Annotated in this window: 27 protein-coding genes and 5 pseudogenes; 19 read left to right on the top strand and 13 right to left on the bottom strand. The window is 59.2% G+C overall.

Going from position 1 to position 25,485, the window contains the following annotated elements; translation table 11 throughout:
• Window positions 1-189: 189 nt before the first annotated feature.
• Both OKW29_RS08440 and OKW29_RS08445 read right to left on the bottom strand, forming a co-directional pair.
• Window positions 190-363: a hypothetical protein gene (locus OKW29_RS08440; protein WP_158608939.1), complete on the bottom strand. Its 174-nt coding sequence runs from the start codon at window positions 361-363 to the stop codon at window positions 190-192.
• 314 nt (window positions 364-677) lie between these two features.
• Window positions 678-926 (bottom strand): DUF4148 domain-containing protein, encoded by a 249-nt coding sequence (locus OKW29_RS08445; protein ID WP_429290670.1) that lies wholly within the window; start codon window positions 924-926, stop codon window positions 678-680.
• Window positions 927-1,133: 207 nt separating this feature from the next.
• On the opposite strand from OKW29_RS08445, the pseudogene OKW29_RS08450 reads away from it, so the two are divergent.
• Window positions 1,134-1,268: pseudogene (locus OKW29_RS08450) on the top strand (IS110 family transposase); the annotation flags it as partial.
• An 18-nt stretch (window positions 1,269-1,286) separates the two neighbouring features.
• Here the strand turns inward: OKW29_RS08450 and OKW29_RS08455 are convergent.
• The 4 genes and pseudogenes from OKW29_RS08455 to OKW29_RS08470 all read right to left on the bottom strand — a co-directional run.
• Entirely contained in the window at window positions 1,287-1,928 is a 642-nt protein-coding gene (locus OKW29_RS08455; RefSeq protein WP_429290671.1) for a DUF1109 domain-containing protein, read from the bottom strand.
• Window positions 1,925-2,497: a sigma-70 family RNA polymerase sigma factor gene (locus tag OKW29_RS08460; protein WP_429290672.1), complete on the bottom strand. Its 573-nt coding sequence runs from the start codon at window positions 2,495-2,497 to the stop codon at window positions 1,925-1,927. The genes OKW29_RS08455 and OKW29_RS08460 overlap by 4 nt, the downstream gene beginning before the upstream one ends.
• Window positions 2,498-2,597: 100 nt before the next feature.
• A complete protein-coding gene (locus OKW29_RS08465; RefSeq protein WP_429290673.1) occupies window positions 2,598-3,278 on the bottom strand; it encodes a peroxiredoxin-like family protein in 681 nt (226 codons plus the stop codon).
• A 468-nt stretch (window positions 3,279-3,746) separates the two neighbouring features.
• Window positions 3,747-3,854 (bottom strand): annotated as a pseudogene (locus OKW29_RS08470) (IS5/IS1182 family transposase); the annotation flags it as partial.
• 52 nt (window positions 3,855-3,906) lie between these two features.
• Between OKW29_RS08470 and OKW29_RS08475 the strand changes: the two are divergent.
• Window positions 3,907-4,929: an IS30 family transposase gene (locus OKW29_RS08475; protein ID WP_429290674.1), complete on the top strand. Its 1,023-nt coding sequence runs from the start codon at window positions 3,907-3,909 to the stop codon at window positions 4,927-4,929.
• Window positions 4,930-4,959: 30 nt separating this feature from the next.
• Here the strand turns inward: OKW29_RS08475 and OKW29_RS08480 are convergent.
• Window positions 4,960-5,805, bottom strand: a pseudogene (locus OKW29_RS08480) (IS5 family transposase); the annotation flags it as partial.
• 135 nt (window positions 5,806-5,940) lie between these two features.
• Between OKW29_RS08480 and OKW29_RS08485 the strand changes: the two are divergent.
• Window positions 5,941-6,758 (top strand): IS5 family transposase gene (locus tag OKW29_RS08485; protein ID WP_429290675.1). Its coding sequence is split into 2 segments (ribosomal slippage): window positions 5,941-6,289 and window positions 6,289-6,758, totalling 819 coding nucleotides; the frame shifts between segments, so codons are not numbered across the junction.
• 457 nt (window positions 6,759-7,215) lie between these two features.
• On the opposite strand, the gene OKW29_RS08490 is transcribed toward OKW29_RS08485, so the two are convergent.
• Both OKW29_RS08490 and OKW29_RS08495 read right to left on the bottom strand, forming a co-directional pair.
• Window positions 7,216-7,563: a hypothetical protein gene (locus OKW29_RS08490; RefSeq protein ID WP_429290676.1), complete on the bottom strand. Its 348-nt coding sequence runs from the start codon at window positions 7,561-7,563 to the stop codon at window positions 7,216-7,218.
• A complete protein-coding gene (locus tag OKW29_RS08495) occupies window positions 7,556-7,810 on the bottom strand; it encodes a TetR family transcriptional regulator (RefSeq protein ID WP_429290677.1) in 255 nt (84 codons plus the stop codon). The genes OKW29_RS08490 and OKW29_RS08495 overlap by 8 nt, the downstream gene beginning before the upstream one ends.
• Before the next feature lie 394 nt (window positions 7,811-8,204).
• Between OKW29_RS08495 and OKW29_RS08500 the strand changes: the two are divergent.
• A pseudogene (locus tag OKW29_RS08500) lies at window positions 8,205-8,357 on the top strand (transposase zinc-binding domain-containing protein); the annotation flags it as partial.
• A 56-nt stretch (window positions 8,358-8,413) separates the two neighbouring features.
• Here OKW29_RS08500 and OKW29_RS08505 read toward each other — a convergent pair.
• Complete coding sequence (locus OKW29_RS08505) at window positions 8,414-10,078, bottom strand: sigma-54 interaction domain-containing protein (RefSeq protein ID WP_429290678.1); 1,665 nt, start codon at window positions 10,076-10,078, stop codon at window positions 8,414-8,416.
• A gap of 359 nt (window positions 10,079-10,437) precedes the next feature.
• On the opposite strand from OKW29_RS08505, the gene OKW29_RS08510 reads away from it, so the two are divergent.
• The 5 genes from OKW29_RS08510 (at window position 10,438) to OKW29_RS08530 (ending at window position 16,511) form a co-directional block, all read left to right on the top strand.
• Window positions 10,438-10,821 (top strand): DUF485 domain-containing protein, encoded by a 384-nt coding sequence (locus OKW29_RS08510; RefSeq protein ID WP_429290679.1) that lies wholly within the window; start codon window positions 10,438-10,440, stop codon window positions 10,819-10,821.
• Window positions 10,818-12,380, top strand: a complete 1,563-nt coding sequence (locus OKW29_RS08515; protein WP_121317704.1) for a solute symporter family protein — start codon at window positions 10,818-10,820, stop codon at window positions 12,378-12,380. Before OKW29_RS08510 ends, OKW29_RS08515 begins: the two co-directional genes overlap by 4 nt.
• Window positions 12,381-12,453: 73 nt before the next feature.
• Complete coding sequence (locus tag OKW29_RS08520) at window positions 12,454-13,140, top strand: haloacid dehalogenase type II (RefSeq protein WP_429290765.1); 687 nt, start codon at window positions 12,454-12,456, stop codon at window positions 13,138-13,140.
• Window positions 13,141-13,593: 453 nt separating this feature from the next.
• Window positions 13,594-14,286: a DUF1223 domain-containing protein gene (locus OKW29_RS08525; protein WP_429290680.1), complete on the top strand. Its 693-nt coding sequence runs from the start codon at window positions 13,594-13,596 to the stop codon at window positions 14,284-14,286.
• Between the two features lie 32 nt (window positions 14,287-14,318).
• Window positions 14,319-16,511 carry a protein-disulfide reductase DsbD family protein gene (locus tag OKW29_RS08530; protein WP_429290681.1) on the top strand — a complete coding sequence of 731 codons (2,193 nt, stop codon included), beginning with the start codon at window positions 14,319-14,321 and terminating at the stop codon, window positions 16,509-16,511.
• A 494-nt stretch (window positions 16,512-17,005) separates the two neighbouring features.
• On the opposite strand, the gene OKW29_RS08535 is transcribed toward OKW29_RS08530, so the two are convergent.
• Complete coding sequence (locus OKW29_RS08535) at window positions 17,006-17,128, bottom strand: hypothetical protein (RefSeq protein WP_429290682.1); 123 nt, start codon at window positions 17,126-17,128, stop codon at window positions 17,006-17,008.
• Here OKW29_RS08535 and OKW29_RS08540 point away from each other — a divergent pair, their 5' ends adjacent.
• Window positions 17,129-17,485: an HD-GYP domain-containing protein gene (locus tag OKW29_RS08540; protein ID WP_429290683.1), complete on the top strand. Its 357-nt coding sequence runs from the start codon at window positions 17,129-17,131 to the stop codon at window positions 17,483-17,485.
• A complete protein-coding gene (locus OKW29_RS08545) occupies window positions 17,443-17,874 on the top strand; it encodes an HD-GYP domain-containing protein (protein WP_429290684.1) in 432 nt (143 codons plus the stop codon). The genes OKW29_RS08540 and OKW29_RS08545 overlap by 43 nt, the downstream gene beginning before the upstream one ends.
• An 85-nt stretch (window positions 17,875-17,959) precedes the next feature.
• On the opposite strand, the gene OKW29_RS08550 is transcribed toward OKW29_RS08545, so the two are convergent.
• Window positions 17,960-18,688, bottom strand: a complete 729-nt coding sequence (locus OKW29_RS08550) for a cytochrome c biogenesis CcdA family protein (protein ID WP_429290685.1) — start codon at window positions 18,686-18,688, stop codon at window positions 17,960-17,962.
• Window positions 18,688-19,077 (bottom strand): thioredoxin family protein, encoded by a 390-nt coding sequence (locus OKW29_RS08555; protein ID WP_121319384.1) that lies wholly within the window; start codon window positions 19,075-19,077, stop codon window positions 18,688-18,690. Before OKW29_RS08555 ends, OKW29_RS08550 begins: the two co-directional genes overlap by 1 nt.
• Window positions 19,078-19,367: 290 nt before the next feature.
• Here OKW29_RS08555 and OKW29_RS08560 point away from each other — a divergent pair, with 290 nt between their 5' ends.
• From OKW29_RS08560 to OKW29_RS08595, 8 genes and pseudogenes are all read left to right on the top strand, one after another.
• Window positions 19,368-19,862: a YkgJ family cysteine cluster protein gene (locus OKW29_RS08560; protein WP_429290686.1), complete on the top strand. Its 495-nt coding sequence runs from the start codon at window positions 19,368-19,370 to the stop codon at window positions 19,860-19,862.
• A gap of 283 nt (window positions 19,863-20,145) precedes the next feature.
• Window positions 20,146-20,614, top strand: a pseudogene (locus OKW29_RS08565) (DUF1109 domain-containing protein); the annotation flags it as partial.
• 159 nt (window positions 20,615-20,773) lie between these two features.
• Complete coding sequence (locus tag OKW29_RS08570; RefSeq protein WP_074296069.1) at window positions 20,774-21,085, top strand: BufA1 family periplasmic bufferin-type metallophore; 312 nt, start codon at window positions 20,774-20,776, stop codon at window positions 21,083-21,085.
• Between the two features lie 32 nt (window positions 21,086-21,117).
• A complete protein-coding gene (bufB, locus tag OKW29_RS08575) occupies window positions 21,118-22,041 on the top strand; it encodes an MNIO family bufferin maturase (protein WP_277873538.1) in 924 nt (307 codons plus the stop codon).
• The gene (locus tag OKW29_RS08580) at window positions 22,031-22,810 is read left to right on the top strand and encodes a DNA-binding domain-containing protein (RefSeq protein ID WP_121317682.1); all 780 of its coding nucleotides are present in this window, start codon (window positions 22,031-22,033) and stop codon (window positions 22,808-22,810) included. The genes bufB and OKW29_RS08580 overlap by 11 nt, the downstream gene beginning before the upstream one ends.
• Before the next feature lie 23 nt (window positions 22,811-22,833).
• Entirely contained in the window at window positions 22,834-23,319 is a 486-nt protein-coding gene (locus OKW29_RS08585) for a DoxX family protein (RefSeq protein ID WP_429290687.1), read from the top strand.
• 142 nt (window positions 23,320-23,461) lie between these two features.
• Window positions 23,462-24,103: a DUF1109 domain-containing protein gene (locus tag OKW29_RS08590; protein WP_429290688.1), complete on the top strand. Its 642-nt coding sequence runs from the start codon at window positions 23,462-23,464 to the stop codon at window positions 24,101-24,103.
• A 349-nt stretch (window positions 24,104-24,452) separates the two neighbouring features.
• Window positions 24,453-25,478, top strand: coding sequence for an IS630 family transposase (locus tag OKW29_RS08595; RefSeq protein ID WP_429290689.1), 1,026 nt, complete (start codon window positions 24,453-24,455; stop codon window positions 25,476-25,478).
• Window positions 25,479-25,485 lie beyond the last annotated feature (7 nt).

Genomic DNA, 25,485 nt, shown 5'->3' on the forward strand with positions numbered 1-25,485 from the left:
CGCGCAGGCAAACCCGGCCGGAAGCACGATGACTCACCGAGCGAATTCGCACAAAATGGCGGGTGGCCCGATCAGGACTACGTCGCCCGGACGGAGCCTACCGCTTGACATCCGGTTACCGGAACCGCTCCTTGCAGGAATGTCGAAAGCGAACCCAAGGCAGCATCGGTAACGATGCTCCGGACAGTATCAGTGCCCTTTGAACAAATCGAGCAACTGGTCTTGCAATTGCATCATTTCGCGCTCGTGCTTCATCTCCATTTGAGACATTGCGTCTTGATGGTCCATCTCCATCTGCATCATTTTCTGTTGGATGTTGATGGCCTGAGTCCGTTGTTCGGGCGTCAGCTTGTCCATCATCATTTGATAGTCCTGCGGCATCAGATAGGTACCGCTGCGCCCGACTCCCTCAGCATGCACAGATCCCGCGGCTATGGAAAGCCGGGAACATTGCGTACAAGATGATTTTTAGAATCGTTTTCATTGGATCTCCAGTTTCATGTTTTCGTGACACAAATTTAGGATGCCTATATACAAAACCTGCTTTATTCCGGCCGCAACCTAGTATGTTCGTACTACGGGCCGCGCCTCCCGTCAGGATCTTTCGTGCCCGTATTACTACCTCGAACAGATTGAACCTCGACGATCAGTTTGCCTTGCTATTCCCTACCGTCCGTTTAGTGACGGGTGAAATTCGGTGTGCCGCCAGGCCCATAGGGATCGGGATTACCGAAACGCGGGATGGTACCGTTCATGCGAGCGTGAGCCAGTTCCTCACGCACCCGCTCGCGAGTCTTCGGACCTTGATTCGATCCTGCCGCCATTGAGTTTGCGTCAGGGGGCTGCACAGATTGCGCGCTCGCCAGCGCCGACATGCCGAGAGTTGCCACGGCCATGATCATCACCAACTTGTTCGCTTTCATCATTGCTCTCCCAAAGGGATATTGATCAGGCTGCCCAAATGCCAGCCAACCCTGGCGTTCCAGGTATCCTGAGTTCCTGGCGTCGGTCGCTCAAGCACAGGCTTCTGCCTGCGCTTCATACGGTATTTCGCCTATTTACCCGGATTGGTTACAGGACACACAAAAAATAAGTTTGGGGATCAGTTACGCGGCGTCATGTGCCGGTGTGGACGTGAATCACTCGTACGCGATCGGGTGAAGACCCGCAACCAGATACATGGTTTCCTGCTGGAGTTCGGCATTTACCTTGAAGTTGGCCACGCCGTCATCACGCACCTCTGCGCAGCGCTGGCTGAACACAGTTTGACCTTCCAACGGTCCAACTCACCAGTTCAGCAGCCGGGGCCCGAGCGCCACGCCAGCAAGCGTGGGAGTCAGCATGCCGAGGAGATACCAGACGGCCCAGAATGGCGCGCCCATCTCGGGGCAGTGGAAACAGTAAGCAACTGCTGCAGTCGCTCCCGCCAGCAGGCCGCCTGCGGCGCCGGCCAGCCTGGGACGCGTGGGAGCCAGACCTCGCATCGCCCAGAACACCGTGATGAACACTGGCACTGAAAGCAACGCGATATTACGCGGGCATACGCGCCACGTATTGCCCATTACCAGGGGCAAGCGCGCGTCGGGAGGGGTCAACCACAACAGGATGAGCGTTGCAATCCAGACGGCGAGCACTGGCGCAGCAAGCGCGGCCCACGCGCGGCCTACCGCCATTCCTGGCCGGGACAGTCGCGCCGTCGCCAGCAACGCAGCGAGTGTGAGGCACAGAGGCAGAGCCAGCTTGATCCAGAACAGCGGCGTCTTCATCGCCGCGCCGATATCGGGGCGAACGCCATAAACGATTGCCATGAGCACCGTGGAACCGACACCGCCGCATAACATCGCCCAGCTGAATCGCTTTGCCGACACGTTATGATCGATAGCGGGCACCCCCGCGGCCAGCAGTGAAACAAGATCCTCTGTCTTCATGATGCCCCTTGAAACTTCAGTGCCAATGCTTTCAAACCGCGGTGCACGCCAACCTTGACCGCCGACTCCGACAGGCCGGTGAGCTTTGCGGTTTCAGTCACGGACAGCCCCTCCAGCTTCACGTGCAGAATCGGCAGGCGCTGGCGATCGGGCAACTGTTCGAGCAGCTTGCTCAGATCACGCCGGGCCTCCGCCGGTTCGACATCGGATGTAGCGAATATCTCGAGTTCGTCGTCAAGCGGCATGTGCAACGCTTCCCGGCGCGATCGGGCGCGGAAAAAGTCCGCCAGTTTGTAGCGGGCGATCGCATGCACCCAGGCCGTCAACGGCTGGTCTGGACGGAAGGTATGGCGTCCATTATGCACTGCCAGCAAAATCTCCTGGACCAGGTCCTCGATATCGTCTTGCAGATAGAAAAGACGCTTTCTCAGGAACCCGCGCAGATGCCCGGTCAGGTCGCCGAGAAATGCATGATAAGCCGCCGCATCCCCATCCAGGCCACGTACGAATAGAGCCTTCAGTCGCTCTTCGACGGGACGCGCCGGTCTATCTTCGGTAGTTCGGTTCATTGCGAGTTCTGGTTAAAGTTCGCGCGAAATAAGCCGCGCGAAAAACATTTACGCGGGTAGCGGACAGATGTCTTTCTCCTGGAGGTGTGGTGAAAAAGTCTCACGCCCGGCCTCCAGCGGCGAGTCTGTCGAGAACCGGAAGCAGCTCGGCGGGGTCGGGGCGTTTCGTGCAGTCCGGACTCACCTCGGCGTAAGCGATGATGCCGTTCTTGTCGATTATGAACCTCGCCGGCATCGGGAGCGTCCACGAGGGGTCGTCGTTGAATGACGACAGGTCGACCCCGAACATGGTCAGGTACAACTCGACGAGGTAGTCCGGTAACGCGACGCGCAGCCCATAGTCTGCCGAAAGTTCACCATGCGGGTCTCCGAGTATCGGGAAACTGAGACGGTTCTCGCGGATCGTTCTGCGACTATTGACCCCGTTTTGCGGCGAAACCGCCATCAGGCTCGCGCCACGGACGACGATATCGGGGAGTGCCGCCTGCAGCGCCTGAAGATCCAGATTGCAGTATGGGCTCCACACGCCGCGATAGAACGTCAGCACCAACGGGCCGTCGGCAATCAGCTTTCCCGAACTGACCGGCCGGTGGTCCGGGTCCTTCAGGACAAAACGCGGCGCAACGTCGCCGACCCTTTTTGCTCGCTCAGCAAGGCCAGATTCGATCAGCTCGTCGGTCGCCCGCTGGAGCGTATCGACGACCGAACGATGCACATTGTAAGGAGGTAGCCCGGACTCGAATGTCGCCTTGAAGGCATCGAGACGTTTCTGCAATGACATGACAGGGTTCTCCGATTCGACGTGTGCCCACCGCTCGACCTACGGCGGAAAGGCAGGGCTGTACCTGACTACGCTTGTTGTCGCCCGCCTGGTTGGTCGTCTTAATCACAACTCTGCATCCGATTAACCCTAAGTGGGTTCGTTGATCGGTGAAACGGACACTTACCTTCCCTCCTATAGTCGGGGCTCGGCGCCAAAGATGACACAAGATATAACCTGAATTATTCCGCCTTCCCGGTCTTCCCAATAACAACAGATGCCTCTCTTCCAGCAGCTTCTTAAGACGATGTTTCAAAAAGAGCTACGGCTACTGTTAAGGAAGGTCTGCACAACCCTCTTTGCAAGCGTTATCTTTCACATCCAGCGCGGCCTCTGCGTTCAGATCTTTGCTGGCGGGTCAATCGCCGGGGCTTTTTTCGCGCGCCGGAGCGCTTCAACCAGACATACGGACTTTATCGGCTCGGTGTTTCAAGCTTTGCGCAAAGCTCTACGCGCCATCCATAAATTGCCCAAAGCAAACAGCGTAGTGATCTGGGCGGTGTTCTTCATCAAACCACGATAGCGGGTCTTCATGTAACGGCGGCCTCAATTGTGAAGTGCAACACCTTGGACCTGCTAAGGTGCGCACATGAATTCGCGAACATATCAGCAGTTGCAGCCTGAAGAACGTCTCACTATTGCCAGCATGAAACAGCAGGGGTTGAGCGTTCGGGCCATGGCCCGAACGCTCCGCCGCTCGGCGTCGAGTGTAAGCCGCGAGCTGGTACGCAATACCTGTGCTGTGCGTGGCTACGCTTCGGTTCACACGCAGGCCATCAGTTCGAGCCGTCGGGCGGCGGCTCGCCCGCCGCACAAACTGGACCCGCAAGGCGCGCTGTGGCGCATTGTGCTCAGCCTGCTGGATTGGAAGTGGTCGCCACAGCAGATCTCCGGTACCCTGAAACGCATGTGGCCTGATGACCCGAGCATGCATGTCTCGCACGAGACGATCTACAACGCGATCTACGCGCGGCCGCGCGGCGAGCTGCGTCGCCAGCTCATCGCGTGTCTGCGCCAGACCCACAATACGCGTATGCCGCGCAGTCGCGGCAACGACAGGCGCGGCCAGCTGGCCGGCATGCTGAGCATCCATGTGCGTCCTCCTGAAGTCGACGATCGCGTCATGCCCGGACATTGGGAGGGCGACTTCATCAAGGGCGCGGGCAACCGCTCCGCCGTGGGCGTGCTGGTCGAGCGTTCCAGCCGGCTTGTGCTGCTGGCGAAGATGAACGACGCCACTGCCGCCTCCGCGCTGGCTGGCTTCAGCGCCAAACTGAACTCCATCGCCGCTCCGATGCGCCAGAGCCTGACCTACGATCAGGGCAAGGAAATGGCGCGACATACCGAACTCACTGCCGCCACCGGCGTGCGCGTGTACTTCTGCGACCCGCACAGTCCGTGGCAACGCGGCACCTGCGAGAACACCAACGGGTTGCTGCGTCAGTACCTGCCCAAAGGTACGGATCTGTCCGTGTGCAGCCAGGATGAACTTGACGCCATCGCTGACAGCATGAATAGCAGGCCACGTGCTACGCACGCATTTCACTCGCCTCTGGAGGTCTTCGCACGCATGCTCGAAGCCGCTTCACTGCCTCCGCCTGCGTTTCATTAACCCCGTTGCGCTTCACCCTTGAAACCGCCAACCGAACTGCCGCTTGAGGATGCGAAACGGGTGTTCGACCTTGGCTCGAATACCCGCCTTCAGGCGTTCGATCTGATCGTATATCGCGTCCACCGAATCACTCAGATCCAGTTTCCTGCGCTTTGCCGGTCGCATTGCAACATGCCAACGAACCGCGTCAGCCTCACAACGCTTTTCGATACCCTGATATCCGGCGTCCGCGTACACATCCGTTTCTTTACCATGCAGCAATGCCTGGGCTACGTTGATGTCGTGGACATTGGCCGCCGTTCCGATGACCGTATGGACCAGGCCCGAGTCGGCGTCCACGCCGATATGCATCTTCATCCCGAAGTACCAGTTGCCACCTTTCTGCGTTGATTGCATTTCCGGATCACGCGTGCCGGAGCCATTCTTTGTCGAACTGGGCGCGGCAATCAGAGTGGCGTCGACTGCCGATCCAGCCTTGAGCATCAGGCCTTTCTCCGTCAGGATTTCATTGACCAGCGCCAGCATTTGCACCGCCAGTCCGTGCGTTTCCAGCAGATGGCGGAACCGGAGAATCGTGCTTTCATCCGGCAAGCGAACCATCCCGCCGTCGAGACCCGCGAACTCGCCATACAGCGGAACGTCATAGAGTGCCTCTTCCATGGCAGGGTCTGACAGACCGAACCATTGCTGCATGAAATGAATCTGCAACATCGTTGCAATCGGGAACGGCGGCCGACCGGTTTTGCCCGTGGGATAGTGCGGCTCAATCAGCGCAATCAGCTTCAACCAGGGCACAACACGTCGCATCTCATCGAGAAATTCCCGTTTGCGCGTGCGCTTCGTTGACAGATCCAGACCAAGACCAAGTTGCGTCATCACACTGCTCCTCACCTAATTCGCTCTGTTTCCAGGATAGCTCAGCAGCAACGCAATGCCAGGACTTTTGCAGACCTTCCTTAACTCAAACGCAAAGCTGTTAACCTCGACCGTTGTGACGAGCGGAGCGAGGAGATGGCCAGGCAAATCATCGACGACGAATTGTGGGCATTGATCGAACCACTTCTACCGCCAGCAAGGCCGAGACGCTTCCGGTATCCGGGGCGCAAGCCCGTGGCCAATCGGGCCGCGCTGACCGGGATACTGTTCGTGCTCAAAAGCGGCATTCGCTGGAGCGATCTGCCCGCCGAAATGGGCTGTGGATCGGGTATCAGTTGCTGGCGGCGCTTGCGCGACTGGCAACAGGCCGGCGTCTGGGATCGGCTCCACGAGATCCTGCTCGCAAAGTTGCGTGCCGCCGACCGGATCGACTTTTCTCGCGTCGTCATCGATTCCACTTCTGTTCGAGCGGTTGGGGCGGGCGAAAAACTGGACCGAACCCCACCGATCGTGCGCGACCCGGTTCCAAACATCACGTTGCCACCGACGCCAACGGTACGCCGCTTGCGGTCATCCTGACTGGCGCGAATCGCAACGACATCACGCAACTGCTTCCACTGGTCGATGCGATCCCGCCGGTTCGTGCCTTGCGCGGCCGACCACTTCGCAAGCCGGCCCGAATCTATGCGGATCGCGCTTATGACCACGACAAGTATCACCGGCCCTTGCACGCTGCCGGCATCCCCACATCGATCGCCCGGCGTGGCGAACCCCATGGGAGCGGTCTCGGTAAAGTCCGCTGGGTCGTCGAGCGAACCAATGCGTGGCTGCATGGATTTCGCCGCCTTCGCACTCGATACGAGCGTCGTGCCGACATCCATGAAGGGCTCCTTAAACTCGCATGTTGCCTGATCTGCTGGCGAACGCTTCAGCGCTCGGACGACTCTTTTTGAAACATTCTCTAAGACATGAAGAAAGACGTCGCGAACCATCCCAACACCTTTTTCAATACTCGCCCGAACACCAACTCCTCACGGGGGAGAGTTGCGCGTTCGGAGGCAACCGCAAGTCTCTGGACATGTGACGGAATCAGTCGGTTCAACTACTGCTCACGCCGGGATCAGCGCTTGATTTCAACTCTCATCGCTCACTCAAGATGGAAATTTCGGCGCAAACCGGGTGACCTTTGCAGCTAACGGCTTCAAATTTCAAACGGTTGAACCAAATGGTCCTTGTCGCAAAGTCCTACCGGAAGGCCGAGAACACTGAAAACACCTCGGCGGCGCTGCCGAAGTCCGAAATACGAATCTGGATACTTCAGGATAAGGCTTCATTTCCAGTGACATTCGAATCATTGGCGTCAGGCTGCCGTCCGCACGCCCTCTGTATCGACTGCAAAAAGCGATGACGCTAACCGCGCGCCTTCGGGCGCGAGCGCGTTTGCTTTGCGCGCCGGCTAGGCGAAAGGTGGCGAGCGTCAGTTACCGTCACTTTCAGTTCGCGAAAGGCAAGATCAAGACGCTCGGCGAGACTAAAACCGGGATCCTCGAGCCAGGAAACCGTGGCGTAAACGAACGCAGCCACGCCGGTGCGTGCTGCAAGAACAGCTTGCAGTTCCGCGACACCTCGCGCCTTCAATGCTGCTGTCAGTGCATCGGCCAGCGCGGCCATTTTCGCCAAATCACGTTCTTGAAGCGCGGGCGCGTCGGTGATGACCTCGTGCCGGGGCGCGGAAAATGGCCGATTGTCTTCAAGCATGGGATGGACCGACCGAAACGCTCGATACAGTGTCGATTGGACCGAGATCGTCGGGCGCGTTAGCTATACAAGCAGCCAAGGCTTCTCGTAGCCTAGCCTCGCCAACAAACAACACCTCCTTCTTGACTTGAAAATAACGAAAGAAGGTCCGCTCCGTCACACCGGCCAGTGCGGCGATCTCGGCAGCCGTAGTGCAGTCGTAGCCGCGCTCGCGGAAAACCTCAAGCGCTCCCCGTTGCAGCCGCATACCGACCTCATCCTGTTCAATCGGCCGGCAGGTAGGAGTGCCAGCGCAATTCCTTACCGCCGAACAGGCGACGGCCCATTTCGGAAACCTCGCGACGTTTCTCGCTGGCAACGGCCCGGCCACAAGTGAAAAGACAAGAGCGGTACTCGGATGGGAACCAAGGGAAATGGGTCTTATCAGAATATCGACCGACCGAACTATCACGAATGATCGGCTTTGTTTCGACCAGTCCGACATGCCACTCGAAGCACCGCAGTGTTGTGAAGCAAAGCCATTGCCAGGAGACAGGGCGGCCATCCGGCCTTGCAGGCACAGCCGAAATCACGCCGAATCGATCTGGAACTCCCCGTTAGACATTACTTCCCATAAGGCAGGTAGCGGGGTGCACCCCATTGCCTGCCGTAACCGTCACTGCCCGAAGTGCCAGGCCAGCGCTGCATGCCGGTGGCTCGAGGCGCGCCGGGCCGATCTGCTGCCTGTGGAGTACTACCACGTAGTCTTCACATTGCCCGCCGCAATCAGCGCGATCGCCTGGTACAACAAGGCGGCTAACTCTCGCGATGGCACAATTGCCGTCGCGGCGCTCATGCCAGTGAAATACCCTCATTTTCCGCGTCTGAGCTTGCGGACTACGCTTGACTGGCTGAGCCCCAGCATCTTCGCGACTTCACGCGTATTGCCATGTTTGCGCAACGCATCTTCGATTAACCGGCGCTCGAAGCGTTCCACCCGCTGGCGAAATGTGTTTGGCTCCTGGTCCAGCACATCGACCGGCAACACGCCATCAAGGAATTCAGGCCCGATCACGTCGGTCTGGCTTGTCACGACGATCCGTTCGACCACGTTTCTCAGTTCACGGACGTTGCCTGGCCAGTCATAGGTGAGCAACAACGCAATCGCCTGCTCGGAGACCTTGCGGCGCAACATGTATCGCTCATTGAATTCGTCGACGAACTGCAGCACGAGCGGAGCGATGTCGTCTCTGCGTTCCACGAGCGCCGGCACTGTGATCGGCACGACGTTGAGCCGGTAGTACAGGTCGTCGCGAAAGGTGCGTTCCAGCACCATCGCCTTGAGATCACGGTTCGTCGCCGCAATGACGCGTACGTCGACGGAAATCGACTTCGTGCCGCCCAGCCGGACGATGATGCGGTCTTGCAGGACTTGCAGCAGTTTGACCTGCAGATCAAGCGGCAGATCGCCGATTTCGTCCAGAAAGAGCGTACCGCGGTGCGCCAGTTCGACCAGTCCGGTTTTGCCTTGCCGCTGCGCACCGGTGAAAGCGCCGGGCTCATAGCCGAACAGTTCCGACTCGAGCAGCTCGCGCGGCAGCGCGCCGCAATTGATCTTGATCAGCGGTCCGTTCGCACGGAAACTTTCCCGATGGATGAGCCGCCCAACCACGTCCTTGCCGACACCCGATGGACCTGCAATCAGCACTGTGGCATCAACTTTGGCCACGCGCGCCGCGAGGCTCGCGACGCGCTGCATCGGTTCGCTGCGTAGAACGAGGCCCTCTACCTTCAGGTTTTGCAAACGCAGCGCCTCGATCTCCGCGTCCACTCGCTGCAAGTCCGCCTTCGCCCTGGCGAGCGCATCCTGAAGCTGGATCAACTCCGTCGTGTCGCGCGAATTGATGATCACCTTGCGCACGTGGCCAAGCGTGTCGAACAAGGGGATGCCCGTGACCATGATGGTCTTGCCGGTATGCGTTTGCTGCGTGGTGGAAATGCGCTGCCCGGTTCTGGCGACCTGCTGCGCGACCACCGGCCGGATCCAGCCCTTCTGCTCGAACTCGGACACATGCCGGCCTATCATGTCGGCCGCCTTCAGGTCGTAGTTGCGCTCGCAGCCTTCGTTCACCATCAGCGTCATGCCGCGGCCGTCTGCAACGAAGATGCCGTCAAACGAATGGCGAAAAATCTCTTCGAGGTCCTGGCATAACTGACGCAGCCGCACGATCTCGGGAAACGGGATTTCCGAATCGCTCCCTGGCATCAGCAGCACCAACGCCGATTCGCCCGACGCATGCACGCCGATGTAGTAACAGGTGCCTCCCAACTCCATCCGCGCAGCCACCTGATCCGTTCCGGCAGCGCGCATCGAACCAAGTGCGGCGAGTGCCCCGTGAATCACGCCCGGATCTCGCGGATCCCTCGCCATGCCGTCGCGAACCACGGCGTTATGCCACTCGATCCGTCCATCCCGGATCACCGCGACGCCAAGCGGCAAGTCATCCAGCGTCGCCATCAAGGCCCTATTGTCCATACGCCATCCGCGCTTTTCGAGGATCCAGCATACACCAGCTCCGCCAGATATCTGCACACGGTCAACGCCGCCAAATCCTGAGTCAAATCTGAATCAGCCGCCATCAAAACTGGTTCGCTTAACGATCCTTAAGCAGTTTCAGCGGTTGATCGTGAGGGATCGGATCCGGGCACTCACGTGCGCCGCACCGCCTCTCAGGCCTTTAGCGCAAACACCGTGCGGTCTGCGCGCGGTACGCCTGCTGCCTGCTGGTGCGGACCTTGCTCTTTGCAGAACGCGGGCCGAACTGAACTGCGGGTGGTCAGCCACCTCAACCGGCCCGCGTACGCGGACACATCTACAAAAGCATGGAGACATAGATGATCGAACTCTCGCACGACCCGCATCCGCCGCAAACTCCTCCGCTAGTCCCGTTGCGCATCGATGAAGGATCCTCGGTGCCAGTCTCGGCGGTAAATTCGATGAGCTTCCGGGCGTTGGTCAGCGCAAAAATCCGCGTCGTCGCGCCGCTGCTGGGTCTTAGCCTTTTCTTCATCCTGGGCACCGCGCTGCTCGCCGGCTATAACCGCCCGCGGATGGCGCAGAAAGTGGTGGGAGCGTTTAACGTCGGATATCTGCTCGTGTTGCTCATGTACGGATTGAGCTGGGCGGCCGCCTGCATCTATGTCTATGCAGCCAACAACCGGTTCGACACGCAGGCTGCACTGGCGGCCGACGATGCACGCCGCCGGAGCCGGACATGAAAGCGATGACTGTCGGCATCTTTCTGCTCATTCTCATGCTCACACTCGCCATCACATGGTGGGCCGCGCGCCGCACGCACACCGCCAGCGAGTTCTATGCCGCGGGCGGTAACCTGTCAGCGCGGGCCAACGGCTTTGCGCTGGCGGGCGACTGGATGAGCGCTGCGGCCTTCCTCGGCTTTTCAGGCCTCGTGTCGCTGTATGGCATGGATGGTTCCCTCTATGCAGTGGCTGCGCTGGTCGCTTTCCTCGTTGTACTGATGCTCATCGCGGAGCCGGTTCGAAACACCGGCCGCTTCACTTTCGGCGACGTGATTGCCGAGCGCATGCGCAGCCGTCACGCACGGCTTGCGGCCGTGATCGGCACAGTCGTCGTCAACCTGGCGTACATGGTCCCGCAAATGGCCGGTGCGGGCGCGCTGATCAAGCTGCTGCTCGGTATTCCGTATGATCTGGCGATCGTACTGGTCGGCGTCGGCATGATGGTGTACGTGCTGTTCGGCGGCATGATCGCGACCACGTGGGTGCAGATCGTCAAGGCGGTTCTGTTGCTCATCGCGGCAGTCGTATTGGTACTGATGTTGCTCTCGGCCGTACATTTCAACGCCCTGACGTTGTTCGCGTCGGTGGAGCATCTCTACGGCCCACGCATGCTCGTCGCAGGCGGCTACTTCCATCACCCGCTCGATCCCCTGTCGCTTTTCCTGTCGTTTGTCTTTGGCGTGGCGGGCCTACCTCACATCATGACACGCTTCTATACGGTGCCCGACGCGCGGACCGCACGCAAATCCGTACTTTGGCTAATGTTTCTCGCGGGTAGCTTTTTCCTGGTCACAACACTAATCGGCTTTGCCGCGGCCACCTTCGTCGGACAGGATGCGATCCGGGCAGCGGACGCGGGCGGCAACCTTGCGCTGCCGCTGCTCGCGCAATATCTTGGCGGCGGAGCCGGAACGCTCGGCGGTCAAATCTTCCTCGCCTGCATATGCGCAATCGCATTCGCGGCGATCCTCGCCGTTGTCGCCGGCCTGACCCTGGCATCGTCCGGAGCCATCGCACACGATCTTTACGTGAACGTGATAAACGACGGCAAGATTGGCGAAGCGGAACAGGTTCGCGTCGCGAGAATCGCCACCATCGCGGTGGGCGCCCTGGCTGTGCTGCTGGGGATGCTCGCGCAAGGCATCAACGTCGGCGTGCTGGTCATTCTCGCGATTGCAGTCGCGGCATCGGCCAACTTCCCGGTGATCCTGCTGTCAATATTCTGGCGACGCTTCAATACGGCGGGCGTGATTGGCGGGATGGCGGTTGGGCTTGCCTCGTCAGTAGTCCTCGCCTTCATCGGGCCCGCGTTTCTCAAGGGACACGCCATCTTCCCGATCGTGAATCCGACCATCCTCAGCATGCCGCTCGGATTTGTGGGTGCATGGGCCGGCACCATGACGACGAGTCGCCAGGGGCGACGAGCCGCCCGTGAAGCGCACGAAGCGCGCTTCGACGCCTTCGTGTTCAAAGCACACACGGGCTTCGATCCCGAGCATGAGCGCACAGCGAAGTAACCCGTTCAACCCATTTTTTGGCCGCACAGCCTATCCCGCGTCGGCCTTCCTGAATCTATCCTGGAGAAACAATATGACAATCATCAAAGGCATCGTTTTCGACCTGTACGGCACGCTCTACGACGTGCATTCGGTCGCTCGCCGTTGCAGCGAATACTTCCCATGCCGAGGGCTCGAAATCAGCATGATCTGGCGGCAGAAACAACTCGAATATACGTGGCTGCGCAGTCTGATGGGACATTACCTCTCCTTCGAGGAAGCAACCGACGATGCACTGCGCTACACCTGCGGCCACCTGAAGCTAACGCTCAAGGATGACGTACGGGTCACTCTCTGCGACGAGTACCTGAAAATCCAGCCCTATCCGGAGGTACCCGCGGCACTCGCCGAACTTCAGGCCATGGATTTGCCGCTGGCGATCCTGTCTAACGGCTCGGTGCGCTCAATTCACAGCGTGGTGAGTCATTCTGGACTCGAAGGGCGCTTCGCCCATCTGATCAGCGTGGAGCACGTCAAGGTGTTCAAGCCGCATCCTGACGTGTACGCGTTGGCGGAAGACACGATGGGGCTGCATCGGTCGGAAGTCCTGTTCGTGTCGTCAAACGCGTGGGATGCCTCCGGGGCCCGCCATTTCGGCTATCCAGCCTGCTGGGTCAACCGGGCCGGCGGCACATTCGAGGAACTCGGCCAGCAACCCGACCATGTGGTGTCGCGGCTGGACGAACTGCCGCTACGGCTCGGACAGGTGGTCCCGCGCTAACAGAGGATCGGCGCTCGCGAGGTTGCGCACGCGCCAGCCGGGAGAGATCCAACACCATCGCCATTGCCACACGTGAGCGCCCTAACGGATCGTTTATTTTCGGAAGGTGTAACCCGATCGAGGCCCGCGTCGAACTAGCATAAGGACTGCGTCAGCAAGCGCTGCGAGACAGGGTGAGGCGTCCTGCTCATGCTTTCATTTCAACGACACAGCTGGAGATGTGGATGAAACTAGTCCGCAACATTGCAGTGTGCGCGTTTTCCGCGCTCGTCCTTGGCGCCGTTCAGGGGGAAGGTATTCGCCGTAGAAACGCGCCCGGTGGAAAGGGTGTGCGCCCCTAACGCAGTTACTGAGGGAGCTTGATCAAGAGGTTCCTTAGTTTTCTCTTCGGGCTGTCATATCGCCTGTTCCGCCGCGACCGGTGCATCAACGATTCTCACCAGGAGTCAACTCATGCTAGCCCGTCTGCTTGGTTTCATTTCGCTGCTTGTGGCCCTCCCGGTCGTCGCGGCAATGCCCCGACCCGCGGTTGTCGAACTGTTTACGTCCGAAGGCTGTTCATCCTGTCCGCCGGCTGACGCCTACCTGTCGGAGTTAAGTCAACAGCGAAGCGACATTCTCCCTTTGGCATTCCACGTAACCTACTGGAACGGCCTTGGGTGGAAGGACCCGTTTTCCCTCGATATCGCCACTCAACGTCAGGCTGAATACGCTCGACGCTTCGGCGACGGCTCCTACACCCCTGAAATGGTCGTCGACGGAACAACCGGCTTCGTGGGTTCGGACCGCTCAACCGGCGAGGCCGCGATTCAGAAAGCGAAAGACGCCGATTCAACGGCCATGCCGGTATCCGCCGTGCGCAAGGGCAACGCCATCACTGTTTCAGTCGGTGCGGGCTCCGGAAGCGCCCAGGTGATTCTGGTTGGTTACGACACGCAGCATGTGACCTCAGTCGGGCGTGGTGAAAACGGCGGGCGAACGCTGAAAGAGTCGAACATCGTTCGTTCGTTTCAACCAATTGGCCAATGGATGGGCAAACCGGTGATGTTCGAAGCGCAGATACCCGCGGGTGAGAAGACCGCAATCCTGCTCGAAGCACCGGACGGACATATTGTCGGCGCGGCCCGCGTGACAGATGAGCCTTGAAGTGGTTTCGCTCCGTCCCGGACGGACGGCTTGTGAAAACCCGACGTACCTATCCGCTTTTCGACGAGGAGCAAGCGATGCCTCGATTCACTCGCATTGGCGCCTTCTTTGTCCTGGTCGCAACGCTTGTTCTTGCTCCATCGTTTGCGGCTCGTGCCGCGTCCTCGAACTGGACTGGCGATCAGCGCGCCCGTGTACGCATCATCACAGCAACCAACGGCGTACCGGGCAGCACGCTGCAGTTAGGTGTCGAGTTCCGGTATCCGGACGGGTGGCATGGTTACTGGCGCACGCCTGGCGATGCCGGCATTGCGCCGATTTTCGACTGGTCTCGGTCCCGGAATGTTGCATCGGCATCCGTGTCCTGGCCAGCGCCGTCCCGCCTCGTTGTTTCGGGTCTGCAAAACAGTGTCTATACGGGCGATTTCATTCTGCCGGTGAGCCTTAAGCTGGACCATCCGCACGCGGCGACCCGCATTGCGCTGACTCTCGACTACGCGAGTTGCGCGGATGTATGCGTGCCCGAACATGCAGAGGTGGCGCTCACATTACCGCCGGGCATGGACGGACCATCAAGCGAAGCCGCAGATATCGCCACAGCGGCGCAAGGGGTGCCGCAAACGCCCACAGAGGCCGGAATCGGCGTGGTGCATAGCACGCTGGAGCAAACCTCCGCCGGCCGGCGCTTGGAGGTCGATCTTCGCAGCGAAGGCACCCCGTTTCGGTCGCCTGACCTGTTCGTCGAAGGAGCTGAGGCCGGTCTGCCCGCAGCGCCGCAGGTACACCTTTCAAACCACGGCCACCGGGCTGCACTGGAAGTCGAACTGCCACCTGCCGGTGCAGCGAAAGACCCGCTGCGCCTGACCGTGGTGGACGGATCCAGAGCGGCCGAGTTCATGGCCGCACCAGTCATCCCCACGGGAGACGACGATCACGGCATCGTCGTCATTCTGGCCTTGGCTCTTCTTGGCGGCCTGATTCTGAACTTCATGCCATGCGTGTTGCCCGTTCTTTCAATCAAGGTTTTCTCGGTGGCGAAAGCCGCAGGCACCGAACGCCAAACGGCAAGGCGGGTGGCGCTCGCGACGGCACTGGGAATTGTCACGTCATTTGGATTGCTTGCAGTCGTGCTGTCGGTGCTCAAACTCGCGGGTGCGTCACTTGGTTGGGGCATACAGTTCCAGCAACCGTGGTTCCTCGCAGGCATGGCGGTCTTCACAACGCTGTTCGCTGCAAGCTTCTTTGACTGGCTCCCGATCGGTCTTCCGCCAATCCTTTCCGGAGGTGCAAGCGGTGCAACGAGTCGGGGGCCGATTGTCGAGGCGTTCGTCGGCGGCATGCTTTCCACGCTTCTAGCGACACCGTGCTCGGCTCCGCTCGTCGGTACTGTGGTCGGCTTTGCGTTGGCACGTAGCCCGCTCGAGATTACGGCGGTGCTTCTCGCACTTGGGGTAGGAATGGCACTCCCGTTCCTGACGTTGGCGCTCGCTCCATCGCTCGTGACGTTGCTTCCGCGCCCCGGCCAATGGATGATCCAGTTGCGCAAAATCATGGGCCTACTGCTGCTCACGACTTCGGTCTGGCTGATCGTGTCGTTGTGGAATATCGCGGGTATGGAAGCCGCGTCACTCGTCAGTATCGTGCTGATTGCCATTCTCGCCGTGCGGGCCGTCGTTACCAGATTGGGAAGCCTGCGGACCAACCGATGGTCAGGCGCGACGACTGCGCTCCTTGCGTGCAGTGCCATTGCAATTGCCTCGCTTACCCCTTCCGGAGCAGCAGACCGAAGCGCTCCACCCTCCGAATGGCAAGCGTTCGATCCAAATGCAATCAGCCCGCTGGTCGCCAGCGGCAAGACTGTGCTCGTCGACGTAACGGCAAGCTGGTGTCTCACCTGCAAAGTCAATGAGCTGTCTGTTCTGGACACGGCTGTCGTGCGCACTCGGCTCAGACAGGACAATGTCGTGCGCATGCGAGCCGACTGGAGCCGGTATAACCCCGGAGTCCTCGCCTACATTCAGGATTTTGGTCGTTTTGGCATTCCGCTCGACGTCGTATATGGGCCTCGCATGCCACAGGGGCAATTGCTGCCGGAGGTCTTGCAAACTTCGACGCTCTTCCGTGCGCTCGACAATGTCACCCCCCGCAAACGGCGAAGAGCCATTCATCCGCCGGTTGACATGGCACAATTTCTTCAGAAGCTTTTCAAACGTACGACCACCTGAAGGTAAGGGCTCGTTGAGATAGGGGTGTAAGCCGCCACATGTTTCGAGTGGGCGCCTGGACTCAGGAAAGTCTCCTCCATGTCCTTCGTACATGGTTTGCCCGCTCATACGGAAGCGGGCGCTTTTTTGCCTGCAGAGTTTTTGTGGGAGGAATGATTTGCCCGATGTGAGACGCCTTGAACCCAGACCTGCATCGTGGCCCGATCCGCAAGTGCCGTTCTGCAGCCCGGTCGAAATCGGACAACACACATTCCTTCAGATAAGCGCAGGTCAGTACGCCGGTTGGGAACCGCGTCGCCGTCGCAAATAAATAACCTCCTCGTTCGTGTAACCCGAAGCACTTTTTGGACGAATTTAAGGGGCGACGTCGAACCGGCACAACACGTCGACCGCATGAAACAAAATGGACAATCCGTCGTTTGTAGCGGCTTCCCGTTTGCCCGAAATGTCCCTCAGAAATACTTCCATCGCGGCCATGACTCCAAAAAAGATGCTCAGCCTCGCTTCACGTCTCTTCGGCCAGACGGAACCGGCACATAGCGCGGATCGAGCTTCTTGATAGTCTGCTCGCCCTCGCGTGGGTGGTAGAGGCCCGCGACCCATACACCAGCGGCCATTTGTGGCGAGTCTCCCGTTACGCGAGTCTGCTGGCACGACAGATTGGTCTTTCGGATCGCGATGCGGCGAACGTCTCGGTGGGTGGATTCCCGCACGATCTGGGCAAAATCGCTGTTCCCGATACGGTCTTACTCAAAACGGAGCGATTGACCGATGCGGAGTATGCCGTCATCAAAACGCACCCTGAAGTCGGCAAACGACCGCTTGCGAAAGACCCTTTCGGCGTACGCATTGCGGACGCGGTTTACGCCCATCACGAGCGACCCGACGGCAAAGGTTATCCGTTAGGCATCACTGGCGATGAGATCGCCCCATGGCTGCCATCATCGGCATCTGCGACGCCTTTGACGCCATGACCAGCACACGCCCGTACCGTAAGGCGATGCCGATTGACGATGCCTTTGCTGTCGTACGCGACAATCTCGGCACGCAGTTCAATCGCGAATATGGAGAAATGTTTCTGGAACTGGGTGGGAGCGTCAACCTGTACCACATCGCAGGCCATAGCGATGAAGGAATACCACTCCAGCATTGCCAGACATGCGGTCCAACTGTTGTCGTCAGATCGGATACCTTTGAGGATACTGAAGTATATTGTCCGGCATGCACAGCAGGCTACCGATTCAAAGGTATGTTCTCCGCTATGCTGCCGACGGGAAACAAGGCGAGTGCCGCCGACCTGGCTCCCTCACCAGACCTAGCACTCAATGCGCGCGTTACGGGTCAGCTACACACCTTGTCATGACACCGCTTGCCTGGCGAGTCATGCGAATGCAGGATTGCTGACTGTTGAGAACAATTGCCTGCGCCGCGCTGCCGCGGACCCGTTCTCATATCGATGTTGTCAGGGTGGTGAGCCAGGCTGGACTGACGGACAGGAGAAGGGTTTCCAACTGACGGTCGACGCCAGTGATGACGATCGTCCCCATGACAACGAAAAGGGCACCGAGCGTCCAGCGGGCCGTCGTACCCCACGCGGCGAGTGTGCCTCGCATCTTCACGAGCGAAACTCTCGAAATCGTTCCGAGCAAAACGAGCGGCAGTGCCGCACCCAAACCGAACAGCGCCATCAGGATGGCGATGTGGCCGAGGTCCTGACCTTGTGCCGCTAGCGACGTTGCCGCGCCCAGCGTTGGCCCGACACAGGGGGTCCAGACGAACCCCAGCAACAGCCCGACCACCATCTGCCCGAGCAGTCCGTTTCCTTTCACATCGTCAAGCGCCTGCTGGCCCTTCGCGCCGATGACGGAACTGAGCCGGGAAAAAGCCCTTTGAAGGGTGCCAGATAACATGACAAGGCCGAAAAACACCATCAGGCCCGCAGCCCCGCGTCGAAGGACCTCAGGATCCAGTGCAACTGACGCCCCCAGGGTGGCGAGAAATATGCCGACGCCCGCAAACGAAATGGCCAGGCCGGCTGCCAGTGCGATGACGCCGAATCGATGTTTAGCCAACGCTGACGTCGCGAGTATCGGGAGTAGCGGAAGGACACAGGGAGACAACACCGATGCCGACCCGGCGACGAGACTTAACCCATACGTTGCTGCGGTGAATTGCATCACAGAGCCTGTTCAAACACGGCCCGGATTGTCGCCTCCTGGGTCTGCCCCGTCGAACGCGCCACTTCGTGGCCGTTCTTGAAGACAACAAATGTCGACTGCTGGGTTACCTTTAGTTCTCTTTTCAGTTTCGCTTCCGCATCGTAGTCCGCTACGAAAATCGTCACCTGCTTCAGCTTGGGGTCGGCAGACAGACGGTCGACGATCGGCTTTTGAACCCGGCATGTTGGACACCAGCTTGCATGCAGATACACAACCGCGGGCCGGCCCGACGAGACGGTCTGATCGAAGCTTGCCTGAGTAAATGGCACCTCGCCAGCGAATGCAGTGGCTGACGCTGCCAGCAACGCTGCGACCACGATGTGTTTAGTGAATCGCATCCGGTTCATGATTAGACCCTTTTGGCGGTTGGGACGGAGGGAAAACAGTCGATACCCCAATCCTAGTTCGGATATTTGGCAATATCGGTTACAGCGCGGCTCAAATCTGCTGCGCGCCTGTTCGCAGTTCTCGATTGACCACGTATGCGTCCGGTGAAGCGGCGGTCCATTTCGCATTCGCGATGTAACCGAAGCGGGCTTCAGATCGAACTAGCAAATTATCGATTGCGGCCGAAGTTGGGCTGCCTTTCGTTTCCCTTTGTGTTTCTGTGTTTCGCCTTCTGAACCCCGAGATCGACATGACCACGGATTTAAACTTCGCATGCACGATGTGCGGCGATTGTTGTCACAATCTTCGTCTGCCGCTGAGCGTCAACGAAGCCATACGCTGGTTAGAACGTGGGGGAGATGTCCAGGTGTTTTGCGAAGCGATGCCGTGGCCCGTCGAACCGTCAACGGACGATTGCCAGGTGCAACACAGGCGAATCCGGTCTTTTGCCGCCGAAAGCGGTGAACTTGCGATCCGTGTGATGGTGACGGTCGTTGCCGCCTTCGACGGCGCCTGCCCGCACCTGCAACCCGATATGCGATGCGGCGGATACGAAGCAAGACCCAACGTGTGCAGAATCTATCCGGCTGAAATCAATCCTTTCATCGAACTTATGCCAACACACAAGGCTTGCCCGCCTGAGGCGTGGGCTGTCGACAGGCCCTCATTCATCAAAGGCGGTCAAATCATGGATTCCATCACGGCGGATCTGATCCAGAACTCGCGTGAGGCACGCCGTCCATGATGTTCCTGTGAAGGAGCGTCTGTGTCGAAATGCTGGTTTTCATACCGCATCTTTGGCCAATGAGGGGTTTGTGACGTACACGCTCCCTCCTCGTGCAATGCTTGATGAGTTATACGGAGCGCTGGATCCTGCCTCGCCTGCTACGCAAGCGGTGCCGTGGCGCATCCTGTCAAATCGACGCACTACCGTAGACACCCTCAATTCGGTGGGCGCTCATTCGGAAATGCACACGGCTCTATTGCCGACCGAGGGGTACATCCCGCTTTTTGAAACGAACTAGCGTCCGTCCCGTTGGACTCCGAAGGGCAGCAAGCTATGCCTCGCAATCGGTGCCCTGCTTGCGACCGTTCGGCTGGCGCGCCCCGGCGCCAAGGTTGGAGCCGGATGGCCCGTCATGGACACCGGTGCTAGTCGTCTGGATCGCTGCAATTATGATTGTCGTCAGCGCGGCACCAAAAGGCCGGCTGCCTACGATACTCGGGCACTCGTGGCGGTCATGTCCGTTCAATATTCTTCTGCTCGCCGTTCCAGGCTTCATCGCCATATTCTGGGCCGTCAAAGGTTTGGCACCCACGAGTCTCCGGCTTGCCGGTGCTGCCTCCGGGCTGCTCGCGAGTTCAATCGCCACAGTCGCGTACTGCTTTCATTGCCCTGAGATGAGTCCGGCGTTCTGGAGCGTCTGGTATATGGCTGGCATGTTGCTCCCAGCCGCGCTCGGGGCGGTGCTTGGTCACAGATTCCTTCGCTGGTGAGCAACGCTCTGACAATATGCAGTGGTGTCCCCTGATCAAATGGCTGATGTCGACCACCACAGGCAAAAAAAAGAAAACTCCCCTGTAACCAGACGTCTGTGACCCACGAATTAGATGACGTATCCATCAAGGAAACCTTCTAACTTCTGGAGAAATTCGATGTCCACAAAAGCCACTGTGAGTTCCACCCTGCTCGTCGGCGTTGTTGCGAGCCTGCTTGCATCAGTCGCCCACGCAGCACCGCTCACAAAAGCGGAAGAAGGCGCAGCCATTGCGGCCCACAAGGAAAAGTGCTACGGCGTCGCCCTGAAGGGGCAGAACGATTGCGCCGCCGGTCCCGGCACGACGTGCCAAGGGACGTCGGCAATGGACTTCCAGGGTAACTCGTGGAAGTTCGTTCAAGGCGGCACCTGCACGAGTATCGAAGTGCCGGGCGGTGGCCATGGCTCGCTCACGCCGCTAAAGTCCTGAACCGGCGAACGACAGGAGGAACGGGAGCGGCCATGAACGATACCTCAAGGACAACGGCGGTTTGCGAGCCTGGCTGTTCGAGTGGCGTGACGCGTCGCGCTCAAGGGCCTGTCGGAACCAGTTTCAAGCATGAACACCTGACCGCGATTCTCGCGGACGGCCTGAAAGATGGCTTCTTCGAAGTTCACGCCGAGAACTATATGGGCGCCGGTGGTCCACCCCACCGAGCACTTGCAGCGATCCGCGAGGCCTATCCGCTCTCCCTTCACGGCGTGTGCATGTCGATCGGCGGACCTGGGGCACTGGACCTCTCGCATCTCGCGCGCTTTCGCGATCTGGTGACGCGCTACGAACCCGTGCTGGTGTCCGAACACCTCGCGTGGTCGTCACACGGCGGCACATTCTTCAACGACCTCCTGCCGTTGCCGTACACGAAAGCAACGCTCGAGCAGGTATGCGAACACATCGACCAGGTCCAGGACGCGATCAAACGCCCCCTCCTTCTTGAGAATCCGTCGACCTATGTCGCGTTCGCATCCTCGACATTGAGCGAAACCGAATTCATCCGCGCAGTCGTTCAACACACCGGCTGCGGCCTGTTGCTGGACCTCAATAACGTGTTCGTTTCCGCGACCAATCACGGCTTTTCCGCCGAGGCGTATCTTGGCGGATTACCGCTTGAACAGGTGGGCGAAATACACCTGGCCGGACATAGCGAGCAGCGCGACGACGAAAACGACCTGCTGCTCATCGATAGCCATGACTGCGCCATTTCCGATCCCGTCTGGCGTCTCTATCGGGATATCGTTGCACGAATCGGCCCAAGGCCGACGCTGATCGAATGGGATAGCAACCTTCCCGCGTGGCCTGTATTGTGGGCTCAGGCGCTATCCGCGCGGCACATCATGGCTGAAGAAGCGGTATCACTCGCTGAGGAGGCCAGCCATGCAGCCTGACAATCCTTCGGGCGGCCACGCCACCGCGTTTGCACTGGGTTTGACGGACCCATCGATCACCGCGCCTGAAGACGTGATCGCCGCGCCGGGCAAGCGTGTGGTCAACCGTTACAACGTTTATCGCAACAACGTCACGGTCAGCCTCATTGACGCGCTGGCAGCGGTCTATCCTGCTATCCAGCGCATCACCGGCGTCGACTTCTTCAGGGCGATGGCCCGTTTCCATCTCCGCGCGACGCCTCCCACTTCGCCGCTGCTGTTCGCGTACGGACGGGACTTTCCTGCGTTCATCGAATCCTACGAATATGCGCGTGAAATGCCCTGGCTTGCGGACACCGCGCGCATCGAGCGGGCGTGGCTGGATGCCTATCACGCAGCCGACTTGCCTGTGCTCGCTGCCGAGGCGTTAGCCGGGATCGAACCGGCGTCTCTCGCCGAAGTCCGTTTCACACCACACCCCGCCGCGCGGGTGGTGCGATCACGCTATCCCGCCGTCGCCATCTTTGCGATGAACCGGACCGATGGCCCCGTTACGCCGCTCCGCTCAGGCGAAGCGGAGGACGCGCTCGTGACACGACCCGGACATGAGGTGCTGGTATCGCGCCTGCCGGCTGGCGGTGCGGCCTTCCTGACCCATCTTCTCGAAGCTGCATCACTGGGCGAAGCGGTCGCGGCGGCGTTTCAGGAGGCGCCCTCCTTCGACATCCAGGCCAACCTGGCAGGGATGCTTTCAGCCGGCGTATTTACCGGCATTCAACACGGAGACTGACCAGGATGTCGGACCCAAAGAACATGAAACTGCCCTTTCCGGCCGTACTCGTATCCGCGATCGGCATGGCGAAGCGACTGATCCAGACGCTCGCGCAACCGTGGCTCGCTCAGCTCGTGCTGCGGCTTGCGCTGGCGGTGCCGTTCTGGAAATCGGGCATTCTGAAATGGCACGGCTTCCTCCAGCTCAACGATACGGCTATCGACCTGTTCACGCAGGAGTTTCAGTTGCATCTCCCGGGCGGTCCCTATCCGTTTCCTGCTCCCGCAGTCTTCGCGTTTCTGTCGGGCTGCGGCGAGGTCACATTTCCGGTGCTGCTCGTGCTTGGCCTTGGAACCCGCTTCGCCGCAGCCGGCCTGATATTGATGACCTGCATCATCGAACTGACCGTGCCTGAGGGCTGGCCGATTCACCTGACCTGGGTGGCAATGGCACTGGGTATTGCGGCCTGGGGACCAGGGCTGATATCGATCGACTATCTGCTGGGTGACCGGTCGTTCAGGTCGTGATCCGGTGAACGCATCTGACCGGACAAGCGAGGTGGCATCACGAATGTCGGGTTCGAAGTATTGTATGTCCCGGAGTGAGAGCTTGCCCGACAGCCGGTGCCCCTATTGCATCACGTATCCGCTTTCAAAACGTTGCGGCAACATGAGAACTTCAGATCTGATACTCAGGTTAACTAACAATCTGACACCGATTGAGTCGAATTTTGCTTCGAAGCGGCTCAATCGCGCGCTTAGTGTTGGCATGGCCAGCAGCACGGCTTTGCTGGTGGTACTTTACGGCATCCGCAGCGACATGCCGGAATTGCTGCTGACGACGATGTTCTGGGTGCGACTCGCGTTTCCGGTAACGACACTCATCGCTGCATTGAACCTCGCTGGACGTCTTGGACGGCCCGGTGCACCCGTCCGGCTGGCATGGTTAGCGGTCACACTACCATTCATTACCATGTTGCTCGCTGCCACGTTCATTGTATTCGCGACCCCGCCAGGCTATCGCCTGCAACTGATGTTAGGTACAACATGGAGAGTCACCACAGCGAATATTGTTCTGCTCTCTCTACCATCGCTTGCCGCAGTGATGCACGCCTTGAAGGGACTCGCTCCCATCCGCCTGATATTGGCAGGTACAGGCGCCGGACTGCTCGCTGGCGCGCAAGGTCTGCTCGTATATTCGCTTTACTGTTCAGAGATGTCGGTACCGTTCTGGGGTGTCTGGTACGTACTGGGCATCAGCATAACCGCCGGTATCGGTGCCCTAATTGGTCCGCTCTATTTGAGGTGGTAGTCCGGGAAGAGCACCAGGAGAAATCACGTCGCAGGAAAGCAGGTTTCCTGATCAATACAGGTTGTATGTGTTGATTCGACGCTGAGTCAACAGTTGCAACCTACATGCGAAGGAAAAGTCGTGAAAACTATTGGCAGCCTCAGGATAGGCGTTCGCCTTGGAATTGGATTTGGCGTGACGCCCGTTTTGCTATGTCTTGTAGGCGCTTTAGAGAAACTCTGCAAAAGCCCTGGCATTGAGGCCCGTGTGAACTATTCTGGGACGCAGGGGAGTTACTAACCAGTGCATAAATAAGCGAACATAAATTGACGCCACGGTCTAAGCTTTAAGGGGCTTAGGGAGAGGCGAGATGCGCGAGGACGACGGCCGGCAGCTTTCACATGCAACGCTTGAAGAGATCCGTATTCGGGCGGTCAAGCGCGTCGAAGCGGGCGAGTTGCCGGAGGACGTGATCCGCACGCTGGGATTCTCGAGGGCGCGTATTTACGAGTGGTTGGCGGCCTGGCGCGAAGGGGGCATCGAGGCGTTACGAGCCAAGGCAATCCCTGGTCGACCGATGAAGCTGTCGTCCGAGGCTATCCGCTTCGTCTATCAGACGGTCACAACGAAGAACCCCATGCAGATGAAGTTCGAGTTTGCATTGTGGACGCGAGACATGGTGCGGGAGTTGATTCGCGAACATTTCAACGTCAGGCTCTCCGAGGTGTCTGTCGGTCGACTGCTGCGCAAGCTCGGGCTTTCACCCCAGCGGCCGCTTGCGCGTGCTTACCAACGCGACCCTGAACTGGTCGAGTCATGGATGCGCGACGAATACCCGGCCATTGTCGGGCAGGCCAAACGCTGCGGGGCACAGATCTTCTTCGTCGACGAATCGACGGTGCGATCGGACTATCACAGCGGCACGACCTGGGCACCGGTCGGTCAAACACCGGTAGTCGAAGTCACTGGCGCGCGCTTCAAGGTGAACCTGATCTCAGCGATCAGCCCGCGTGGCCAATTTCGATTCATGTGTTTCGAAGGCAGCTTCAAGATCTCCGTGTACGTCGACTTCGTCAAACGGCTGATGCTCACCGCCGATGCGCCTGTCTTCCTGATTGCCGATGGTCATCCGGTACACCGTTGCAAAGCGATCCGGCAGCTTGCCGCAGAATCGAATGGGCGCCTTTGTCTGTTCTTCCTTCCTGCTTACTCGCCAGACCTGAACCCGGACGAGTTGGTATGGGGTTATCTCAAACATCACAAGATCGGCAAGCTTGCCATCAAAGGTCCCGGGCATCTCAAGCAGCGTGTTCGAGCGGTTCTGCGCTCGTTGCAGAAGATTCCAGCCTTGGTCCGATCCATGTTTCAACATCCGTCAGTCCGCTACGCGGCTTGACCCATGT

The organism is Paraburkholderia sp. CI3, from assembly GCF_050436505.1.
Taxonomy (GTDB): Bacteria; Pseudomonadota; Gammaproteobacteria; order Burkholderiales; family Burkholderiaceae; genus Paraburkholderia; species Paraburkholderia tuberum.

Coding starts and splice junctions, on each gene's coding strand:
- OKW29_RS08440 (WP_158608939.1), bottom strand. CDS start 363: ATGATGATGGACAAGCTGACGCCCGAACAACGGACTCAGGCCATCAAC.
- OKW29_RS08445 (WP_429290670.1), bottom strand. CDS start 926: ATGATGAAAGCGAACAAGTTGGTGATGATCATGGCCGTGGCAACTCTC.
- OKW29_RS08455 (WP_429290671.1), bottom strand. CDS start 1,928: ATGAAGACAGAGGATCTTGTTTCACTGCTGGCCGCGGGGGTGCCCGCT.
- OKW29_RS08460 (WP_429290672.1), bottom strand. CDS start 2,497: ATGAACCGAACTACCGAAGATAGACCGGCGCGTCCCGTCGAAGAGCGA.
- OKW29_RS08465 (WP_429290673.1), bottom strand. CDS start 3,278: ATGTCATTGCAGAAACGTCTCGATGCCTTCAAGGCGACATTCGAGTCC.
- OKW29_RS08475 (WP_429290674.1), top strand. CDS start 3,907: ATGAATTCGCGAACATATCAGCAGTTGCAGCCTGAAGAACGTCTCACT.
- OKW29_RS08490 (WP_429290676.1), bottom strand. CDS start 7,563: ATGCTTGAAGACAATCGGCCATTTTCCGCGCCCCGGCACGAGGTCATC.
- OKW29_RS08495 (WP_429290677.1), bottom strand. CDS start 7,810: ATGCGGCTGCAACGGGGAGCGCTTGAGGTTTTCCGCGAGCGCGGCTAC.
- OKW29_RS08505 (WP_429290678.1), bottom strand. CDS start 10,078: ATGGACAATAGGGCCTTGATGGCGACGCTGGATGACTTGCCGCTTGGC.
- OKW29_RS08510 (WP_429290679.1), top strand. CDS start 10,438: ATGATCGAACTCTCGCACGACCCGCATCCGCCGCAAACTCCTCCGCTA.
- OKW29_RS08515 (WP_121317704.1), top strand. CDS start 10,818: ATGAAAGCGATGACTGTCGGCATCTTTCTGCTCATTCTCATGCTCACA.
- OKW29_RS08520 (WP_429290765.1), top strand. CDS start 12,454: ATGACAATCATCAAAGGCATCGTTTTCGACCTGTACGGCACGCTCTAC.
- OKW29_RS08525 (WP_429290680.1), top strand. CDS start 13,594: ATGCTAGCCCGTCTGCTTGGTTTCATTTCGCTGCTTGTGGCCCTCCCG.
- OKW29_RS08535 (WP_429290682.1), bottom strand. CDS start 17,128: ATGGCCGCTGGTGTATGGGTCGCGGGCCTCTACCACCCACGCGAGGGC.
- OKW29_RS08545 (WP_429290684.1), top strand. CDS start 17,443: ATGGCTGCCATCATCGGCATCTGCGACGCCTTTGACGCCATGACCAGC.
- OKW29_RS08550 (WP_429290685.1), bottom strand. CDS start 18,688: ATGCAATTCACCGCAGCAACGTATGGGTTAAGTCTCGTCGCCGGGTCG.
- OKW29_RS08555 (WP_121319384.1), bottom strand. CDS start 19,077: ATGAACCGGATGCGATTCACTAAACACATCGTGGTCGCAGCGTTGCTG.
- OKW29_RS08560 (WP_429290686.1), top strand. CDS start 19,368: ATGACCACGGATTTAAACTTCGCATGCACGATGTGCGGCGATTGTTGT.
- OKW29_RS08570 (WP_074296069.1), top strand. CDS start 20,774: ATGTCCACAAAAGCCACTGTGAGTTCCACCCTGCTCGTCGGCGTTGTT.
- bufB (WP_277873538.1), top strand. CDS start 21,118: ATGAACGATACCTCAAGGACAACGGCGGTTTGCGAGCCTGGCTGTTCG.
- OKW29_RS08580 (WP_121317682.1), top strand. CDS start 22,031: ATGCAGCCTGACAATCCTTCGGGCGGCCACGCCACCGCGTTTGCACTG.
- OKW29_RS08585 (WP_429290687.1), top strand. CDS start 22,834: ATGAAACTGCCCTTTCCGGCCGTACTCGTATCCGCGATCGGCATGGCG.
- OKW29_RS08590 (WP_429290688.1), top strand. CDS start 23,462: ATGAGAACTTCAGATCTGATACTCAGGTTAACTAACAATCTGACACCG.
- OKW29_RS08595 (WP_429290689.1), top strand. CDS start 24,453: ATGCGCGAGGACGACGGCCGGCAGCTTTCACATGCAACGCTTGAAGAG.